The organism is Cytobacillus oceanisediminis (assembly GCF_007830235.1).
Classification (GTDB): domain Bacteria; phylum Bacillota; class Bacilli; order Bacillales; family Cytobacillaceae; genus Cytobacillus; species Cytobacillus oceanisediminis.
Map to the genome: position 1 here is coordinate 99,921 of NZ_VLKI01000011.1, position 20,284 is coordinate 120,204.

16 protein-coding genes and 1 other annotated feature are annotated in these 20,284 nt (G+C 42.2%); of the genes, 3 read left to right on the forward strand and 13 right to left on the reverse strand.

Translation table 11 applies throughout. The features are described from left to right. Window position 1: 1 nt before the first annotated feature. The 5 genes from pepV to IQ19_RS17480 form a co-directional block, all read right to left on the reverse strand. Window positions 2-1,420 (reverse strand): dipeptidase PepV, encoded by a 1,419-nt coding sequence (pepV, locus tag IQ19_RS17460; protein WP_144543647.1) that lies wholly within the window; start codon window positions 1,418-1,420, stop codon window positions 2-4. Window positions 1,421-1,435: 15 nt separating this feature from the next. Then, window positions 1,436-2,476, reverse strand: a complete 1,041-nt coding sequence (locus IQ19_RS17465) for an ion channel (RefSeq protein ID WP_242021035.1) — start codon at window positions 2,474-2,476, stop codon at window positions 1,436-1,438. 46 nt (window positions 2,477-2,522) lie between these two features. Further along, window positions 2,523-3,710 carry an ABC transporter permease gene (locus IQ19_RS17470; protein ID WP_144543648.1) on the reverse strand — a complete coding sequence of 396 codons (1,188 nt, stop codon included), beginning with the start codon at window positions 3,708-3,710 and terminating at the stop codon, window positions 2,523-2,525. Continuing rightward, complete coding sequence (locus IQ19_RS17475) at window positions 3,697-4,416, reverse strand: ABC transporter ATP-binding protein (protein ID WP_144543649.1); 720 nt, start codon at window positions 4,414-4,416, stop codon at window positions 3,697-3,699. The genes IQ19_RS17470 and IQ19_RS17475 overlap by 14 nt, the downstream gene beginning before the upstream one ends. A gap of 370 nt (window positions 4,417-4,786) precedes the next feature. Then, window positions 4,787-6,061, reverse strand: a complete 1,275-nt coding sequence (locus IQ19_RS17480) for a M48 family metallopeptidase (RefSeq protein ID WP_144543650.1) — start codon at window positions 6,059-6,061, stop codon at window positions 4,787-4,789. A 464-nt stretch (window positions 6,062-6,525) separates the two neighbouring features. Between IQ19_RS17480 and IQ19_RS17485 the strand changes: the two genes are divergently transcribed. Continuing rightward, entirely contained in the window at window positions 6,526-6,747 is a 222-nt protein-coding gene (locus IQ19_RS17485) for a DeoR family transcriptional regulator (protein ID WP_026041817.1), read from the forward strand. A gap of 66 nt (window positions 6,748-6,813) precedes the next feature. On the opposite strand, the gene IQ19_RS17490 is transcribed toward IQ19_RS17485, so the two are convergent. Further along, a complete protein-coding gene (locus IQ19_RS17490) occupies window positions 6,814-7,533 on the reverse strand; it encodes a pseudouridine synthase (RefSeq protein ID WP_144543651.1) in 720 nt (239 codons plus the stop codon). 117 nt (window positions 7,534-7,650) lie between these two features. On the opposite strand from IQ19_RS17490, the gene IQ19_RS17495 reads away from it, so the two are divergent. Next, on the forward strand, window positions 7,651-7,869 hold the full coding sequence (locus IQ19_RS17495) for a hypothetical protein (protein WP_110066356.1): 219 nt from the start codon (window positions 7,651-7,653) through the stop codon (window positions 7,867-7,869). A 40-nt stretch (window positions 7,870-7,909) separates the two neighbouring features. On the opposite strand, the gene IQ19_RS17500 is transcribed toward IQ19_RS17495, so the two are convergent. Beyond that, window positions 7,910-9,526, reverse strand: a complete 1,617-nt coding sequence (locus IQ19_RS17500; RefSeq protein ID WP_144543652.1) for a putative polysaccharide biosynthesis protein — start codon at window positions 9,524-9,526, stop codon at window positions 7,910-7,912. 672 nt (window positions 9,527-10,198) lie between these two features. Here IQ19_RS17500 and IQ19_RS17505 point away from each other — a divergent pair. Continuing rightward, window positions 10,199-11,467: a BaiN/RdsA family NAD(P)/FAD-dependent oxidoreductase gene (locus tag IQ19_RS17505; RefSeq protein WP_144543653.1), complete on the forward strand. Its 1,269-nt coding sequence runs from the start codon at window positions 10,199-10,201 to the stop codon at window positions 11,465-11,467. A 31-nt stretch (window positions 11,468-11,498) separates the two neighbouring features. Here the strand turns inward: IQ19_RS17505 and IQ19_RS17510 are convergent, their stop codons facing one another. The 6 genes from IQ19_RS17510 to IQ19_RS17535 form a co-directional block, all read right to left on the reverse strand. Further along, window positions 11,499-11,681, reverse strand: a complete 183-nt coding sequence (locus IQ19_RS17510) for a sporulation protein Cse60 (RefSeq protein WP_144543654.1) — start codon at window positions 11,679-11,681, stop codon at window positions 11,499-11,501. Window positions 11,682-11,787: 106 nt separating this feature from the next. Beyond that, window positions 11,788-12,093 carry a rhodanese-like domain-containing protein gene (locus tag IQ19_RS17515; protein WP_144543655.1) on the reverse strand — a complete coding sequence of 102 codons (306 nt, stop codon included), beginning with the start codon at window positions 12,091-12,093 and terminating at the stop codon, window positions 11,788-11,790. 903 nt (window positions 12,094-12,996) lie between these two features. Beyond that, the gene (gene leuS, locus IQ19_RS17520) at window positions 12,997-15,414 is read right to left on the reverse strand and encodes a leucine--tRNA ligase (RefSeq protein ID WP_144543656.1); all 2,418 of its coding nucleotides are present in this window, start codon (window positions 15,412-15,414) and stop codon (window positions 12,997-12,999) included. A gap of 57 nt (window positions 15,415-15,471) precedes the next feature. Then, window positions 15,472-15,696: a binding site (T-box leader), on the reverse strand. 443 nt (window positions 15,697-16,139) lie between these two features. Continuing rightward, window positions 16,140-16,916: a 3-hydroxybutyrate dehydrogenase gene (locus tag IQ19_RS17525; RefSeq protein ID WP_144543657.1), complete on the reverse strand. Its 777-nt coding sequence runs from the start codon at window positions 16,914-16,916 to the stop codon at window positions 16,140-16,142. A gap of 56 nt (window positions 16,917-16,972) precedes the next feature. Continuing rightward, on the reverse strand, window positions 16,973-18,292 hold the full coding sequence (locus IQ19_RS17530) for a GntP family permease (RefSeq protein WP_144543658.1): 1,320 nt from the start codon (window positions 18,290-18,292) through the stop codon (window positions 16,973-16,975). A gap of 587 nt (window positions 18,293-18,879) precedes the next feature. Continuing rightward, window positions 18,880-20,241: a sigma-54 interaction domain-containing protein gene (locus IQ19_RS17535; RefSeq protein ID WP_144543659.1), complete on the reverse strand. Its 1,362-nt coding sequence runs from the start codon at window positions 20,239-20,241 to the stop codon at window positions 18,880-18,882. Between the last annotated feature and the right edge of the window lie 43 nt (window positions 20,242-20,284).

The window sequence follows — 20,284 nt, forward strand, 5'->3', positions numbered from 1 at the left end:
TCTATTTCGCAAGCTCATAAATAGCCTGTGCATAAATAGCTGTAGCTTTTAGCAAGTCCTCAATAAACATATATTCATCTTTTTGGTGGGCGATGTCTTCCCGGCCTGGGAATAGAGGACCAAATGCAACACCTGACTTCAAGGAGCGGGCGTAGGTGCCGCCGCCGATGGATAAAAGCTCTGCCTTATCGCCTGTCTGCTGTTCATACACTTTTTTTAGCGTTTGAATAAGGAAATCATCCTCTTCCACATGATGCGGCTTGGAATCAGTAAAATTCTCTAATCTGAAATGCTCTTTTTCGATCAGGGACTGCAGCTTGTCTTTTGTTTCTGCCATATCATTTGTAACAGGATAGCGCACATTAAAGCCTAGACGGCCGCCTTTCTCCTGCGTATAAGAAAGCTTGCCGACATTAACGGTTAAATCGCCTGTAATTTCATCTGAGCAGGCAATCCCCAGCTTTCTTCCTCTGGAATCATCGCATAAATAGCGGGATACAAATTGAAAATATTGACATGCCTTATCATCTATTTGAAGGGAGGCCAGGAATGATGCCATCAGAATACCGGCATTTTTCCCATTGTCTGGCTCCATTCCATGAGCGGATACTCCCTGAAGCTCGAGAATCAATTCTCCATTATCAATGTAATATTTCCCCTTGAGCTCCGACTTTTTTAGAAAATCGATATACCTCTGTACTACTTCTGTTTGTTCGAAGTGGACAACCAGGCTGGCCCTTGCAAAATCCGGTACCATGTTGTACCTTCTGCCTGACTGGAAAGAGATTACTTCCGCTAAAACCTCTCTTTCCGTTCCATCGTATTTGCCCATTTGAACAAGGTCAAAATCAGATATTCCCTTTTCCGCGTATATGATTGGGAAGTCTGCATCTGGAGCGAATCCCATTGACGGCATTTCCTCATGTTTAAAATAGTGTTCCACACAGCGCCAATCACTTTCTTCATCTGTTCCAATAATCATGCGGACACGTTTGCTCAGCGGCAGCTCCATTTCTTTAACTATTTTCATGGCATAGTAAGCAGCCATTGTCGGGCCTTTATCGTCAATCGCTCCTCTGGCAAAAATCTTTCCATCCCGGATTTCTGCGCCAAATGGATCGCTTGTCCACCCGTCTCCTTCAGGAACAACATCAACATGGCATAAAACTCCTACGATCTCTTTGCCTTCACCGAATTCCAAATGGCCTGCCAAATTGCCGACATTTTTTACTGTGAAGCTATCCTTTTCACCCAGTTCCAGCATAAAATCCAAAGCTTCCTTTACCCCTTCTCCAAGTGGAGCATTGTCTGTGGCCTTTTCTTCATCCAGGAGACTTTTAATTCTAAGCAATTTTTGAGCATCTTCAATTAAAGCGTCTTTTCTCTTATCAACTTCTTTTTTCCAATCCAGCACGTTCATCGAATTTCCTCCCTATCATTTTTCGGCTGTCAATTTTGAGTATGTATCCTGATCACAAATAATATATAAAATAGCTCCTTGTGGTATCTTCTCATCAAGCCGGCGGTTAATATTCATATCCTGCCCCGAACTGATTAAGGTTGCCCCCTTTTCAAGCAAGCGATGAAAGGCATCCCTGTAGGTTACCCATTTTGGCGATGCAGGAATTTGATATAAATCTTCCCCCACTTTACGGCTCATCAGCTGCGAATATATGGTAGTCGCTCCGTTGGAAAGGACCGCTTGCGCAGCCATTCTGGAGATCATTTCATCCGAAATGATAAACTCATCAACCGATACATGTTTGAATAGATCCATATGCTTCTCAACCTTTATTTCCACTGTTATATGAAGGTCGCCTGCGAGACGTTCGATTCCAGTGGCAATCAATAAAGATTTCCCATCTGTCAGCTGGTTATCTTCAATTGAATCATCCGCAAATATGATAACACTTTTCGCCTCTTTAATATTGGCCATTTCCAGTACTGCTCCATCAGCTGCATCTCCATGGACAAAGTGGACATTATCATGCTTGACCGGCGTCTTTTCCAGCATGGCAATCAGCACAATTTCTTTGCTGGGGTCTGCTAGCCTGATTTCCTCAAGTGCGTGCTCGGCTTTTTTAGACCATCCGACAACTACAATATGATTTTTCCCATTATAACTCATTTTGCCCTCCTCTTGCTTTATACGGAATTGAGCAAAGCCTTCGACTAATTTTCCAATCACAATCCCGATAAGGCCAATCCCAATCAAGTATAAAAATACAGCATACACTCTTCCGGCAACGGATACAGGATAGAAATCGCCATACCCGACAGTCGTTACAGTGGTCATTACCCACCAAAAGGAATCAAAGTAATTCGAAAAAGTCTCCGGTTCTATTATGGTCATAACAATGGCACTAAAAATAATCAAAAAGCCGCTGGAAATAAAAATCAGCCAGTTATTCAGTGTGTAAAGCCTTTTAAGGAATCTTCTGAATAAAATGGTCCATTCCCCCCCCTCATCTGACAATATTATTATAAAGGAATCCCCATAGTAATTTCCTCTAAAATAAAATTCAAGCTCCAATTCCTTCAAGAATACCGAGGTTTGATAAAACGATTAGCCAACATGCCAGCACCACCCCCAATAACATAATGGCCAATATAAATAATGCCCACACAGTCCTTTTCCTGGCAGAATAGTAGAATTCCTTTTCACTATATTTTTTTGTAAAAGGATGGGACATAATGGCCTTATCCCAGGTAATGGACAGCCACGAGTAGGCTAGAAAAAGGAATATGCCTAAAACAATTGCTTTTATCCATATAGGCGGAATAATGATGATGCCGGCAGCGCTTATGGATATAATTTGAAAATAACTGAAGATATACGATGGGTTCCTGATAAATATCTTTAGAAATAATTCAATCAGTCCGGTAAAGGGTGTCCTCTTTTTAAAGATCCGTTTTGATTTTCGAAAAAGCAGCGGTTTGGTATGCACTGAAAAAGCAGGCTTTTCGATTTCAGGAGCCATCATAAAGATCCATTGAATGTACTTTGTTTTTTCCTCCTGTTCCAGCTTAACTTCAAAATCCATGGTCGAAACCCTATTTAATAGCTGGTATGTTCGCCCAAACGTACCTGCCAGGAGAATCACCGATGTGATATAAACAGGCATGACTGCTCCGAGGTCCCAAAGGGAATATACGAGCTGGCTGAACCAGCTAAATAAGACAAACAGCAAAAAGCCCAGAGCATATTTTTTTAATTTCTTTTCAATCCTCTTCAAATGATAGGAAACTGTCATAATCGTCCACTTCAGTGCAATGAAAAAAATCAGCAGAGCAATTATTTGGCTCCATTCCAAAAGGTATCTGTTCATTAAAAAGGGCAATAGAAAAACTATCATTGCTACTGTGCAAACCGTTTGGAAAAGTAATGAATAAGCAAATCCCCATTTTCTCATTCCCAAATAGAGATTCCTATTTTTAACAAGAAATACTTTATCAGCTTCCTGAACAAAAGGCCGGATATTTCCTATCCATGAAAATATATAAAGAAAAAAGAAGATCAGGAATAGGGGCAAGTTTGCAATCCAATCAGGCGTTTCAGCCCACCAGGAACGGTACATCATCGCTAAAATGGCTGCTCCCGGAATAATGATGTACAGCAAGATCGTCCAATCTGCGATCGAACGGAAAATGCCATACTGATATTTCCAGCTGCTGACTAGCCTTCTAAAAAAGAGATCAGTGCTCTTCATTGCTGGATCCCTCTGCAATTTGATGGAAACAAGCATAGAGTGAGCCTGCCGGAAGATTGCATTGCTGCCTAATCTCACTTAAGGTACCCGATGCTTTGAGCTGGCCTTCATGTACAATCAAAAAGCGGCTGCAAACTTTTTCTGCCGTATCAAGAACATGTGTAGACATAAGAACCCCTGCGCCTCTTCTCCTCTCTTTTTCAATTGATTCAAGAAACAGTTTCATGGCATTGGGATCCAGGCCAATAAACGGTTCATCAATAATATATACATCCGGTTTAGCAATCATGGCGAGAATCAGCATAGCCTTTTGCTGCATTCCTTTTGAGTAAGTCCCGGGGAACTTATGGGCATGCTCAGCCAGCTTATATTGTTCCAAAAGGCTTGCTGCCCTGCTCTTGTATTCTTTATCAGGAATTCTTTCTACAGCAGCCGCAAAGTCCAAGTGCTCCCAGAGTGTCAATTCATCATAAAAGACGGGCCGTTCAGGAATATAAGAGTATTTAACCCCTTCCTTGAATTCCACTAATCCCTTTTTATGCTCCAGCAATCCCAGGATGGCCTTAATCGTCGTACTTTTGCCTGCTCCGTTTGGTCCGATCAGGCCGATCAGCTCGCCTTCCCTCAAATCAAAATGAATTTGAGTTATGATGGGTTTCTCATTTTCATAGCCTGCAGAGGCAATATCTACATTTAATAAATTCATTTTCTCTCCTCCTGACTATTTGTACGGATGAGATTGGAAAAGGTTTACTATTTTTCATATATTCTTTTAAGAATTTTGGTCTGTTAACCTTAGGTGTTGATTTCTGCTACAGGCACTCAGCGAACTGCGGGCTTCCGGGGGCCCCCTCGCGTTTTACGCCTGCGGGGCCTCCCTTGGGTACGCTTTTCCTGCAGGACATTGAAAAGGCACCTTTGAATAACACCGCACGAAGAAAATGCGAATGCATTTTCGAGGAGTTCGCACCATACGATCCATTCAACACAGTGTTTAATCAACAAGTAGCTTTAACACCGCTAAAATGTTTAATTGACTGTACAAAAAAACTGCCCCGTAAACGGGAGCAGTTTTGTTAAGGCTGCAGCAACTTCATTAACTCTTTATTGCCGTAGTCTTTCGCGTAATCATAAGCTGTGTAGCCCTCCGAATCCTTCAAAGCTGGATCTGCGCCAAATTCTAGGAGAAGCTGAGACATTTCAACATCTTCATTAAATACAGCACTCATTAAAGGAGATGAATCATAGCTATCTATCGTATTGGGATTAGCACCATTTTCAAGAAGCAGGGAGGCGCTTTCAAGGTGACCATTATAAACAGCCCAATGAAGGACAGTAGAACCCTCTGCATCGGTTTCCTCCACATCAGCGCCCTCAGCCAACAGAGTGTGAATCATTTCAGTATCATTTTCACTTGCGGCATTCATCAGTGGGGTAGCACCCTCGATTCCAAGAACCGTTTCAGTCCATAACTCCATCTTTTCAAGTGTTTTAAAGCCAGCAAAAATTCCGCCTGTGAGAATCATAGCAGTCAGGATAGAACCTGCTATTCCGAGCCATACCTTTCCCTTGGGTTCCTTCAATTCTGATGTGGCATCTTCAGCAAAGAACGTTGATAAAGCATAAATTCTTTTTGGGAGATGCGGATGAGTAGACAGCTTTTCATTTAGCCAGACAAAAAAACCGGTCTCGGTTTGAAGCTGTTCCATATATACCTGTATATTGACTTTAGGGTAAAGCTCTTTCCCAATTGCGAGCATGGCCAAGGCATCTCTTGATGACTCTAACGAATTTATAAAATAGGCTGCGTATCGATCACACGTATATTCGCATGCTCTTAGATAGGCATTTCCCAAAAAGGGAATCCACATGGCCGGAAGCAGAAGAATACTTATGAGCACATGCTTTCTTTTTAAATGGGCAAATTCATGGGCAAGGACGAATAGTACTTCCTTTTCTGCCCCTCTCTCAATCAGTTCAAAAATACCTGAATATAAAACAACCATATTCTTTCTGAAAAACCTAGCTGCAAAGGCATTTAAAACCCCTTGGGACTCTATTACATAAATATCGGGCAGCTCTGCCAAACCCATCTCCTTTGCGGTTAATACTGCTTTTTCATAAATCTCGGGAAATTGCTTTTCACTTATTCTTACTCCGTTTCTCCTGATGCCGCCCATCATTATTCCATGAAGAAGGACAGAAACAAAGATTAATAACAGAATAATAATAATCCCAACTACCGAGAATGCGAGAAGAATATAAGACAGAATACTAAATAAAACAACTAAAGCAAAATAAACATTTTCCTTTGGATATACCAGCCGATCCCTCAGCGAGTGATCTTCCATAACGCTCTCTCCCTTTCATATGGCCCTTTTCAAAATTACCTATTGATTATAATCAAAAAACAAATTTTAGGATACAGGAAAATTAATTACTGTTTTTTGAATTTTCAGTACATAAGAACACCCTCCTGCACCATAAGGTATAGTAAGAGGCCATTTCTTTAATGAATGTTTAACTCTCTAAATAAAGGGAAATGAACATACATTAAAAAGGAGGGGGATGTACAGACTATAAAACAGGAAGCATTATAAATATTTTGTAAAGTTGCTTCCTTAAAGTAGAAATTATCAGATAATAGCGTTACAATATAGTCAGAGGTATGACATCTAGACTTAAAAAAACAGAATACAAAGGGGTTGTCTGGGGAAAAGAAAACTACATAGTTTTGAAGGAACTATTCCTTCAATGTAGCTGTCGGTTGCAGGGAATTGCCATGGGGTTTGAAAAAAGGATAGGGAGTGGTTTTTTGAAACCTTCAACTAACCGGATGTTAAACCGTGTAAAATCCGTCTACATGTTTATTAGTAAGCGCGGAACTGTAACAACTCAGGAGCTTGTAGAGGAATTTGGTATTACTCCTCGCACCATACAAAGAGATTTAAATGTCCTTGCATATAATGACTTGGTTAAAAGCCCAAGCAGAGGCAAATGGACGATTACACAAAAGAAAGTAAAGATGTCATCTTAACACAAAAGATAACCAACATAATAGATCGAAAAAAATCGCCCGCTGTAACGGCGATTTTTTTTGTCTTCATTTCACTTCATAATTGAGCAGCATTAGAAGCTCTTCTTCGGTCAATTCCCGATACTCACCCAATTCCAATGTATCATCTAGCTCAAGCGGTCCCATCGTAAGCCTTTTTAAATAAATGACTCTTTTTCCGACAGCCTCAAACATTCTTTTCACCTGATGAAACTTTCCTTCTGTAATGGTTAATTCAATATCAGAGGTTATGCCCGATTTTAAAATCTTCAGCACTCCAGGCTTGGTTTCATAGCCATCATCCAAGATGACTCCTTTTTTAAATGCGGCAATATCATCATTTGTTACTTCACTGTCAATGACCGCGAAGTAGGTTTTAGGAACATGCTTCTTGGGAGAAAGCAGCCGATGTGCGAGCTGGCCGTCATTCGTCAGCAGCAAAAGGCCCTCTGTATCCTTATCGAGGCGCCCAACGGGAAACGGGGAAAAGACAAGGTCCTCCATTTCCAGCAGGTCCACGACTGTTTCAAACTGGGAATCCTCGGTTGCCGAGATTACGCCAGGCGGTTTGTTCATCATTAAATAAATGAATTCCCTATACTCAACTCTCTCACCATTTATGACTACGGTGTCCTCCTCAGGATTTACATGGTGCTTCGGGTCTTTCACTTTTTCATCGTTAACGGTTACAGCTCCATCCTTTAAAAGCTTTTTAACATCTTTTCGGCTGCCGTAGCCCAGATTGGCCAGCATTTTATCAATTCTCATAGTTGACCCTCCAATTCTATAAACAATTTACATGGGCTTTTGTCCATGTCACATCCGCCCGCTATACATAGACTAATATCATAAGTTCGAATCAATATGAAAGAGGAGATGATTAGTATGTACCCTCGCCAGCAAGGGCAAGGCATATATATTCCTCTTCCCGGTATTTCGCCAGGTTATCCTGGTTATCCGGGAGGCGGCAATACAGATAGACGTCTTGATCGCCTGGAACGCCAGGTGCAAAGGCTTGAACGGCAGGTTGACCGGCTGAACCGCAGGCTTGACCGGATTGAAAGGCGTCTCGGCATCGGTGATGGCGGCTATGGCCAGTATTAAATTAAGCGAAAAGGTCTCCATTTTACGGAGACCTTTCTTATTATGCCCTCAGCCTTAGCTTCTTCATCATTCTATCAACTCTTGACCCGAACAGGATATAGATTAACTTTGTTCTGAAACTCAAATAGAAATAGATGCCCGCTCCAGCGGCTGCACAGATGGCGACAATGATTATCGCCTGTAAATCCGCTGCCGGCGATAAGAAGATTGTTAAAATTTTATAAACAATGCTTGTTACGATGAACATACAGAATGTAAATAATACAATCAGCATGCCTCTTCTTAAGATAAGCTTAAACGGATATTTGGCATAGGTTTTAATTACATAAAGATTTATTAAGATTGCCACAGTATAGCCAAGTGCCGTTGCAAAAACCGCTCCTTGTGTTTCAAACAGCTTAATAAGCGGAATGTTCAAGGACAGTTTTACTAGCAAACCTGTGAGCAAGCTGAGAATCGTAAAGCGCTGCTCATTGATTCCCTGCAAAATTGCTGCCGTAACTGAGAAATAGGCAAATAGGATTGCAACTGGCGCATATGTTCGTAATACTTCAGTTCCCAGCTCTTTATGCTCGTAAAATAAAGTAAAGATCGGTTCCGCCAGCAAGGATAAGCCGACTACGGCAGGAAGAGTCAGAAACAGAAGCACCTGAAACGTCTGATTGAGCTGGCGGTTTAAATCAGACCTGTCTTCTTCCATAAAAGCCTTTGTTACACTCGGAACAAGCGTCAGTGAAAAGGCTGTTGCCAATGAAACAGGAATAATGACTAGCTTATGCGTTTCGAAGTTGAGGACAGAGAATGCGGCTACCGCAATTGCTTTCTCACCGATAGATGACATAGCTCTCATAAAGGTAATCTGGTCGATAAACTGGAAAAGCGGGTTTGCAAGACCTACAAACACAAAGGGAGCTGCATAAAGGATGATTTCTTTATAAATATCTTTAAGGGATATATCGACCGTTCCTTTATCATCCTCAAGCAGTTTGTCCAAATGAGGCTTGCGCTTATACCAATACCACAATAGAACTCCAAGGCTACCAAGCCCTCCGATAAACGCAGCAAAGGTAGCAACACTGATAGCGGTGGTAAGTGAGCCTTTCATTACATTTAAGACAATATACGCGCCAGCAAGAACAAACAGGATCCGGACAATTTGTTCCACAACCTGTGAAACCGCTGTAGGCCCCATCGACTGATGGCCCTGGAAGAAACCTCTTATCAAGCTCATGAACGGTATAATAATAAGTGCAAACGAAACCGCACGGATTACGGTGGTCACATCCTCGACGCTGACTTCTACATCTTTTCCTGCAAGCGTCATTTCGGCCACTGCCGGAGCCATCATAAATAAGATTAAAAATGAAAGAATTCCGCTGGCCAGCATAATTACCAAGCCTGATTTAAAAAGCTTTCTGCCGACTGCGTATTCCTCTATAGCGTTATACTTGGATATAAACTTTGAAACTGCCAGCGGCACACCCGCTGTCGCAATACTAATAAAGATCGTATAAGGTGTATACGAAAAGGAATAAAGCGCGGTTCCTTCCTTCCCGACAATATGGTAAAAAGGAATAACATAAAACAAACCAAGAACCTTTGAAATAATCGTCCCGAGCGTTAAAATGAAGGTTCCCTTTAGAAGCTTAGATGACATATAATCCCTTCCTTAAAAAAACTGCAGCTTGCAATCTATGTGAAAACTGTATGTTAAGGCAAAAGCTAATTGAGACAATGATTTTAGCATAAATAATATTAGATTTCGTCATTTTTCTATATTTTTAGACACACTATTTGTAGTGTACTCTTCTTGACGAAGAAATGCCACTTACAAAACCTGTATATAACGGCTTTATTTTTAGAAAAGGGGCAATTGCATTATAATAGAGGTATTGCTAATAAAGTGAAACTTCCATCAGATAGGTTTTCTCCATCCCACACTGATGGTTAGTTGAACCAATCGGGCACTTACTGGAAGTTTATCCCTTAGCCTTACTTGTTCTATTAAGGCTGTGTTAAAGCTTAATGTTAATTTTTGCACTTTGTTGATTGGAGTGGAAGGCGGGAGATCCTCGAAAATGCATTCGCATTTTCTTCGTGCGGTGTTCACTCAAGGATGCTTATTCAAAGTCCTGCGGGAGTGCGGATCAAAGGGAGACCCCGTAGGCGCAAGGCGCTGAAGAGGCTCCCGGACCGCCCGCGGTTCGCTGAGCTTCTTGAGCGGAAATCAACAGGCAAGGTTAACAGAGCCTTTCTTAAAAGTCTTGAGATGGGGATATTACTGTCTGTTAATCTGCGATAAAGCGAATCAAGATAAGTTGGTGAAAATATGAAATATGATGTAATTGTAATTGGCGGAGGGCCGTCAGGATTAATGGCTGCCATTGGAGCAGCCGAACAGAGAGCAAAGGTGCTTTTAATCGATAAAGGGGACAAGCTTGGCAGGAAGCTCGCGATTTCGGGCGGAGGTCGATGCAATGTCACAAATAGGCTGCCAGTAGACGAAATCATTAAGCATATCCCAGGCAATGGCCGATTTTTGTATAGCGCCTTCTCCCTTTTTAGCAATGAAGATATTATTAGGTTCTTTGAAAATCTGGGCATTAAGCTAAAAGAAGAAGACCATGGGAGGATGTTCCCCGTAACAGATAAAGCCCAGTCTGTTGTCGATGCCTTGATTACAAGGCTAAATGAGTTGAAGGTGGATATTAAAACCAATAGCCCAATCCGTGATGTCCATTATGAAAATGGCAGGGTGAAATCAGTAGAATTAAAAACAGGCGATGTTTATGATACAGATGCTGTGGTCATAGCGGTCGGAGGAAAATCAGTTCCGCATACAGGTTCAACCGGTGATGGCTATGCATGGGCGGAAAAAGCTGGTCATACAATAACCGATCTTTTCCCAACGGAGGTTCCATTAACCTCTGCGGAAAGGTTTATTAAAGAAAAAACGCTGCAGGGATTATCGCTTAGAAGTGTGGCGCTTAGTGTTTTGAATCCTAAAGGAAAAGCGCTTATCACCCACCAGATGGATATGATTTTTACCCATTTCGGCATTAGCGGCCCAGCCGTTTTGCGCTGCAGCCAGTATGTAGTGAAAGCAATGAAAAAATGGAACCTGACAGAAGTTACGATGAATTTGGATGCAGTTCCAGACACAAAGGAAGAACCTTTATTCCAGGAAGTTTCAAAAATGATTAAGGATGAACCGAAGAAAAGCATTAAGAATCTTTTGAAAGGGCTTGTGCCCGAAAGATACCTGCTGTTTCTTCTTGACCAAAATGGAATTGATCCTTCTGCACAGGGTGCCAATATCTCCAATGAAAAAGTCAGAAGCTTTGTAAAAGGCTGCAAATCCTTTCAGTTTACTGTTAACGGCACTTTGCCGCTTGATAAAGCTTTTGTTACCGGCGGCGGTGTATCCGTAAAAGAAGTTGAACCACAAACGATGGCTTCGAAAATGATGGATGGCCTTTTCTTCTGCGGAGAAATCCTTGATATACACGGCTATACAGGCGGATACAATATTACATCCGCACTCGTGACAGGCAGACTTGCAGGGATTAACGCTGCAGGCTCCGCAAACAACGTTTAGGAAAAAATAAGAGCCTGATGCTTGCCATGCATCAGGCTCTATATATGACCATTGCAGAAAAACAGTAAATCTGCTCGTCTTCATCCTCCTGGACTGCTGCCACATTATACTTTATATCCAGCAGCTTTTTCTCTTCAATTTTCTCCAAAAAGTGGTTCATTTCCTTTTCAAGATCCTTTTCATGTTCATGATCGAATAATTTCACCTTAATCACAGGAAACTTCCTTTCCGACTTTTAAAATTAGTTTAGACAATTTTCTTAATTTTTAAAAATAAAGACACAAAAAAAAACGAAGCCCTGTCGGCTCCGTTTTGGTTTGTTATTCAGTTTTGCCCTGCCAGTTCATCATACCGCCAACCATATTGCGGACCTTGTAGCCTTGATCTTTCATATAGTGGCATACATTTCCGCTGCGGCTGCCGGAGCGGCAAATGAAAATGTACTCAGTGTCTTTATCAAATTTATCAAGGTTTTCCGGAATTGTCCCCATGCGGATATGCTTCGCACCAGGAATCATGCCGGCTGTAACCTCATCATCTTCCCTTACATCAACAAGCTCAAGCTTCTCTCCTGCTTCAAGCTTCTTTTGCAACTCTTCTGTTGTAATTTCTTCAATACGGTCCATTACTAACACCCTTTCTAAAAAGCTATAAATATCAGCATGTAGCATTGATAAATGCCGCCACTCCTATAATACCCTATATGGCACAAAAAATATAAAGTGAAACTCCTTTGCGGGTGTTTTTTCCGCAAAGGTTAGTTTCACTTATCGGGATTTTACAGGCAGTTGGCTAATGCTCTCTATTCTACATGGCATTATGCCAATCTTCAGCCCTACTGCCTGTTAATCTGCGGTAAAGTTCAGCTTTCTTTATGGAGTGGTTTTCTCCATAAAGATTAGCTGAACTTATCGGGCATTTACAGGTAGTTGGCTGATGCTCTCTATTCTACATGGCATTATGCCAATCTTCAGCCCTACTGCCTGTTAATCTGCGGTAAAGTGAAACTCCTTTGCGGGTGTTTTTTCCGCAAAGGTTAGTTTCACTTATCGGGATTTTACGGACAGTTTGGGATGTTGATATTATTTTAGATCGATATCTGCATTCTGCCCTTACTGTCCGTTAATCGCGGTAAAGTTCAGCTTTCTTTATAGAGCGTTTTTCCCTGGCTTTTACGGGCGGTTGGGATGATGCTTTTTCTTTTTTATACTTATCTGCATTCAGCCATTACTGCCCGTTAATCTGCGATAAACTGAAACTTCCTGAGTGGAGTTTTATCTGTGCTAATAAAAGTCTAAATTGCTAATATTTTTTTAAAAGTTGCTAATAAATGAACTGAAGTTGCTAATATTTTTAAAAAGTTGCTAATAAAGAGGACATAGTTGCTAATAAATCGTTGAAACCACTAAAAACCATAATAAACTACCCTAATAAAGGGCTTGAGACGGCTTTACCATTTGATACAAATTCCAATCATCCAAAAAACCACCCCTTTTTCTAAAAAAAGAGGTGGTTTTAGCTAAAAATTCTTAATTTGCAACGATATTTACAAGTTTACCTGGAACGGCAATAACTTTGCGGACAGTTTTTCCGTCAATTTGCTCTTTTACCTTGTCATCGCCCATTGCGATCTGCTCCAAAAGATCTTTTTTGGCATCTGCAGGCACCATAAGCTTTGCTTTTACTTTGCCGTTGATTTGGATAACGATTTCTACTTCGTCGTCAACCATTTTCGCTTCATCATATGCTGGCCATGCTTCATAGGCAATGGAACCGCTGTGGCCAAGTTTTGACCAAAGCTCTTCGGAAATATGAGGAGCGATTGGCGAAAGCATTTTTACAAAGCCTTCAACATAGCTCTTTGGAAGGACAGTTGCTTTATATGCTTCATTAATAAATACCATCATTTGCGAAATGGCTGTATTGAAGCGTAATCCTTCGTAGTCCTCAGTTACCTTTTTAACGGTTTGGTGGTAAACCTTTTCTAGATTTGTGCCTTCTTCAGTGTTCTGGATTTTCGGGCTTAATTCGCCATTTTCTTCAACAAATAAGCGCCAGATGCGGTCTAGGAATCTTCTTGATCCGTCCAAACCATTTGTAGACCAGGCAATGGATGCTTCAAGCGGCCCCATGAACATTTCGTATAGACGAAGTGTGTCCGCGCCGTGGCTGGCAACTATCTCATCCGGATTAACTACATTGCCTTTGGATTTACTCATTTTTTCATTATTTTCACCAAGGATCATCCCTTGGTTGAATAGCTTTTGGAAAGGCTCTTTCGTCTGGACAACACCTACATCATAAAGGACCTTATGCCAGAAGCGGGCATATAGAAGGTGAAGAACAGCGTGCTCTGCTCCTCCGATATAAATATCAACCGGAAGCCATTCTTTTAATTTTTCAGGGTCTGCAAGGGCTTCGCTATTTTTAGGATCAATATAGCGAAGGTAGTACCAGCAGCTGCCCGCCCATTGCGGCATTGTGTTTGTTTCTCTGCGGCCTTTTTTGCCTGTTTCAGGATCCACAACGTTAACCCACTCATCAATATTGGCTAATGGAGATTCTCCTGTTCCGGACGGTTTAATTTCCGTTGTTTTCGGCAGCACCAATGGCAGCTGATCATCCGGAACGGCTGTCATTGTGCCGTCTTCCCAATGGATAATTGGGATCGGCTCTCCCCAATAACGCTGACGGCTGAATAGCCAGTCACGAAGGCGGTAAGTAACCTTTTTCGTTCCAATGCCCTTTTCTTCAAGCCATGCAATCATCTTTTCAATGGCATCTTCTTTGTTTAAGCCATTAAGGAAATCAGAGTTTACATGCTCGCCGTCCCCAGTGTAGGCTTCCTTCTCCACATCTCCGCCAGCAACTACCTCTTTAATTGGAAGATCAAATTGCTTGGCAAACTCATAATCGCGTTCGTCATGAGCCGGAACAGCCATTATTGCGCCAGTACCATAGCTTACTAGAACATAGTCAGCAATCCAGATTGGCATTTTTTCGCCATTAACCGGATTGACGGCATAGGCACCTGTGAATACTCCCGTTTTTTCTTTAGCCAAATCAGTACGCTCAAGATCGCTCTTGCTCTTTACTTTGTCAATGTAAGCCTGAACTGCCTCGCGCTGCCCATCTGTTGTGATTTTATCAACAAGCGCGTGTTCTGGAGCAAGAACAGCATATGTTGCACCATATAATGTGTCAGGTCGTGTTGTGAAAACAGTGAACGTGCCGTCATGGCCTTCAATATTGAACGTTACTTCTGCTCCTTCAGAACGGCCGATCCAGTTTCGCTGCATATCCTTTAGGCTCTCTGGCCAATCCAATAAATTTAGGTCCTTAAGCAGGCGATCCGCATAAGCCGTTATTTTTAGCATCCACTGTCTCATTGGACGACGCTCTACCGGATGGCCGCCGCGCTCACTCTTTCCGTCAATAACCTCTTCATTGGCAAGAACAGTTCCCAATGCGGGGCACCAGTTAACAGCTACTTCATCAATATAAGCAAGCCCTTTTTCATAAAGCTTTAAGAAAATCCACTGTGTCCATTTATAATATTCTGGATCCGTTGTATTCACTTCCCGATCCCAATCATATGAAAAACCTAGTGCTTTTATCTGGCGGCGGAATGTATTGATATTCTGCTCTGTAAATTGTGCAGGATCATTTCCAGTATCAAGCGCATATTGCTCTGCTGGCAAACCAAATGCATCCCAGCCCATTGGGTGAAGGACATTATAGCCCTGCATTCGCTTCATGCGGGAAAGGATATCTGTTGCCGTATAGCCCTCCGGATGGCCAACATGAAGGCCTGCACCGGAGGGATATGGGAACATATCAAGCGCATAAAACTTGCGCTTGCCTTTATCTTCAGTCGTTTTAAATGTTTTATTATCGTCCCAGTAGCTTTGCCACTTTTTTTCAATCTCCTGGTGATTGAAACTCATTTTTGTTTCCTCCTATTAGTGAAAAATAAAATACAATAAAAAAACCTCTCATCCCAATAAAGGGACGAGAGGATTATGTATAAATCTCCCGCGGTACCACCCACATTAGTGACCATGTCACTCGCTTCATTCATCCTTAACGCGGAAAACGGCAAGCATTACTGCTACTTCACACTTGCTGCTCAAAGGCGAGTTCATGATGTGCCCGGCTGACTTGCACCGTCCGTCAACTCTCTAAAATCGGGCTGAAGCACCATTACTATTCCTTATCTAAGCATTTAGATATATATATATGAATATAACTATTGTAATAAATTCCCCGCCAGGATGCAAGTAAGCTTATCCTGACAGGAAATTTAATATCTAGAATATGCAGTGACCATCGATTAGGTGCACAATCTTTTACTAAAATTTAATAAAAAACTTCCACCCTGCAATTGCTCATTGTCCTCCTCTAAATCTACTTTAAATCAGCAAGATGCGGATGGAAGAACAATAAAAGAATCGCAATAATAGGAACTGAATCCTCCTATGCGATGCGGCCTTTTTATCATGCTTCGGAGCATCGTATATCTGCAGGATTTCAGTATTCACCATTATGCCCACATGTCCTGCTGTTTTATTCAATTCCTGGATCAATAGAAAAAGAAGGCATAGGCTGCCCTCTTTAATATGTAGACAATTTTGATTGGCCATTGGTTCAAATGTGCTTTAGTCCCTAATTATTACTGAACTGTATAGCCTCCATCAATGACTGCCGCTTGGCCCGTAATCCCTCTTGCTGCTTCCCCTGCAAGGAAAATCGCATAGTCGGCAATTTCTTCAACGGTTAAAAGCCTTTTTTGCGGCACTAATGGATAAATGACTTCTTCAAGCGCTTTTTCAAGCGGTACATTTCTCGTTTTAGCAAGGTCATTCAGCTGGTTTCTTACTAGCGGAGTATCTACATAGCCCGGACAAATCGCATTAACAGTAATGCCGTCTTCGGCTGCCTCTAGTGCAGCGACTTTCGTAAGGCCAATTACTCCATGCTTCGCGCTGTTATAAGCAGCCTTTCCTGCAAATCCTACCAATCCGTTGATGGAAGCCATATTGATGATTCTTCCGGATTTTTGTTTTTTCATAACAGGCATGGCATGCTTAATTGCTACGAATGGAGCCGTCAGCATGACCTTGATGAGAAACTCAAACTTTTCAGTTGGAAAATCCTCAATAAATGAAACATGTTGCAGTCCCGCGTTATTGATCAGGACATCCAGCGTGCCGAAATGGCTGACTGTTTCCTGGATCACCTCTTGTATTTCCTTTTCAGAAGTAACATCGCACTTTAGGCCAATGGCTTCGTACCCTTCACTCTTCAGAGCCTCTGCTGCTTTTTTGACGGCGTCCTCCTGGATATCTGTTAAAACAATTTTAGACCCATTTTCAGCAAACCTTTTTCCAATTTCATAGCCAATCCCCTGGGCTGCACCTGTTATAAAAACTATTTTATTCTGTACCATGTATATCTCCTTTCAAAAACAAAGCTGGGGCCCGCTTGGATGAGCCCCTGCCTAACTTAGATTCCAAGTCCAAGAGAGAACAAGACAATAGCTAATGCAAGCCCTATTAGCGGAACAATAACCGTAACAGCTGCTACAGCTCCATATGCAGCCTGATGGGTTTCGCCGCAGATCGCCCTGACAGTGGTAACGACATAGCCATTATGCGGCAGCGAGTCCAGGGCACCTGATGAAATGGCTACTGTTCTGTGGAGGGCTTCCGCATTGACCCCCATATCCATATAATGCGGGGCCAATATTGGCAATGCGATTGCCTGGCCCCCTGAAGCCGAACCAGTCATACCGGCAATTACACTGACAGCAATGGCACCGCCAATCAGCGGGCTGCCAGGAATGCTTGTCATCATATCTACTGCTGTTGCAAAAGCAGGCACTGCCTTGGCAACTCCTCCAAATCCTACCACAGCAGCGGTATTACCGATAGCGATTAGTGCGCCTAGCGTTCCATCAGACACAGCATTCCAGAAGTTCGTAAAGCACTTGCGGTTTAACAAATAAGTAGCAATGACACCACCCAATAATGCAAGGATAAGTGCAGATTGTTTAAGAGAATCATGGAATACAAAAGAAATAATCAATACGACGATTAATGGCACGACACCCATGAATGGATGCGGCAGCTCTTTATTTTCAGTAACAGGGTCCTGCTTGCGTGATTCGAAGGTTTCTCCTTTGTTCACAGCCTTCGTGATCATGCGCTTTAACCACCAATAACCGAATATCATCATAAACACAGCTACGATTAAACTAACTTCCCATCCAGCATATGGAGTTGTTCCAAGATATTCAATCGGAATCCAGTTTTGGATCTCCGGTGACCCCGCAGATGTCATGGTGAAAGTTACGGAACCAAAGGCGAGCGCTGCAGGGATAAACCTTCTAGGAAGATTAGCCTGCTTAAATAAACTCAATGCCATTGGATATACGGAAAAAGCAACTACGAACAAGCTGACGCCTCCGTAAGTTAAGATCGCACAGGAAGCGACAATGGCAAGTACCGCGTATTTCATGCCCAGCTTATCAACCACCATTTTGGATACACTGTCAGCCGCTCCGCTATCCTCCATTACTTTCCCAAAAATTGCCCCCAATAGGAACATTAAGTACCATGAAGTGACGAAACCTGAAAAACCGGACATATAATTCCCGACCAGATTAGCCTCTCCTTCACCAGCCAGCTGCGGAAACAGCGGCATACCGCTAAAAACAGCTACAAACAGTGCGGACAATGGCCCTACTACCAAAAGATTCATCCCCCGCATGGTTAAGAAAATCAGCAGGGCGAGCCCGCCTATTAAACCGATCATACTAAGCATTGCATTTCCCCCTTTATTTTCGGCTGAGTTAAAGATTATTGTTGATTTTAGCACCCTGTTGATTGGAGTGGTTGGCGCGACTCCTCGAAAATGCATTCGCATTTCCTTCGTGCGGTGAAGATGCTGGTTCAATGTCCTGCGGGAGGAGCGTGTCAAAGGGAGACCCCCCAGACGCGGATGCGCCGAGGAGGCTCCCGGACCGCCCGCGGAAAGGGAGCGCCTGGAGCGAAAATCAACAGGCCAATTTAACAGAGCCTTATTTTTAAATAGAAAAAACTAATTGGCACCCTCCCTTTTGTAACCGTTTGCAAAAATAAGCTGAACGTCGTTTAACGAAAGTGGCTTATTTGCTAATTAATGTTGCAAGAACCATGCCAAAATGAATTACTTTATAGAAAGGGGGATAATGAATAATTTATGAATCTTTTTTCCGGAATTCTGGAATGAGTAAATGGCAAGTCCGCCAATATACTAGACGAGTTTTCAGATAATTATGTCTACACCTTGATTTTTTAAAAATAAAATTACTAGAATGAAAATAGTCCAGAAATTTGGAATGGGTTCCGGATTTCTGGACTATTTAAATCTTAATCAATTCCATATTTTTTTAGCTTTTCATACATGGAAGATTTGCTGATTCCAAGGGCTTTCGCCGCTTCAAGGCGATCATTGTTAAACTTGCTTAAACTCTGGGTTAGGATCCGCTTTTCTGTTTCTTCCATAATATCCTTCAGTTTCTTTTTGCCAACAGGGTAAACAGCCGATTCTTTCATGTAATCTGGCAATGATTCCGCAGAGATGGTTTCATTGCTGGTTAAATGCACAGATGCTTCTATGACATTTTCCAGCTCTCTGATATTCCCCGGCCAGCTGTACTGGTGAAATTTTTCGATTACATTATCAGTAATCGCACTAATCCTCTTGCCTGACTTTTTGGTGATTTTCTTTATAAAATAATCGATCAGGATAGTCAGATCTTCCAGCCTATCACGTAATGAAGGAACCATAAACGGAACGACATTGATCCGATAAAATAAATCTTCCCTGAAACGCTTCTCTTCCATCATTTTTTCGAGCGGCCGGTTGGTTGCCGCAATAATTCTGACATCCACATTAACAGGTGCAGTCGAACCAACGCTTTCGATTTCACCCTCCTGGAGAGCGCGCAAAAGCTTTACTTGCATATTAAGGGGCATATCGCCGATTTCATCCAAAAATAATGTGCCTCCATCGGCGAGCTGGAACTTTCCTTTTTTGCCGCCTTTTTTCGCACCTGTAAAAGCTCCTTCCTCATATCCAAACAGCTCTGATTCCAGCAGATGCTCCGGAATGGCTCCGCAGTTTATTTTTACGAACGGCTGATGGCTTCTGTTGCTGAGCTGGTGAATGCTATGGGCAAACAGTTCTTTTCCAGTCCCGCTTTCCCCGCGAATCAGAACGGAAATATCGCTTGCTGCTACCATTTTTACTTTTTCCTTTAGGCTTTGGATTTGTTTCGAGCTGCCTAAAATATCGTCGAGGCTGTATTTAACGCTTCGGTCAATGTCCTGGATGTAGCTTTGGATTTTTGTCAGCATGCTCTTCACATGGCTGTTCATTTGCATCCATTCCTTTGTATCCCTGAAGAACACGGTCCCAAATGCCCCTATCACTTCCCCGTCCGTAACGATGGGTATGCGATTTGCAATCATATAATTACCTTTAATATATTGCAGGTCGGCAATTTCTTCCTTTCCAGTTGCCGCAACAATGTGCATCCGCGAATTTTCAATAACCTGAGCGACATGCATTCCCAGGACCTGCTCCCTCTCAGCCTCCAGAAAATCGCAGTAATTTTTATTTATATAAATAATTTTCCCATCTTTATCAACAACCACCAGCCACCCGAAAGCGTTTTCAACTATGGTTTCAACAATTTCAATTGGCAAATCAAATAATGCACTTTTCATTTTATCTCCTCTTTTAAGGCAAGCTCAATTTTACTTTTTATTT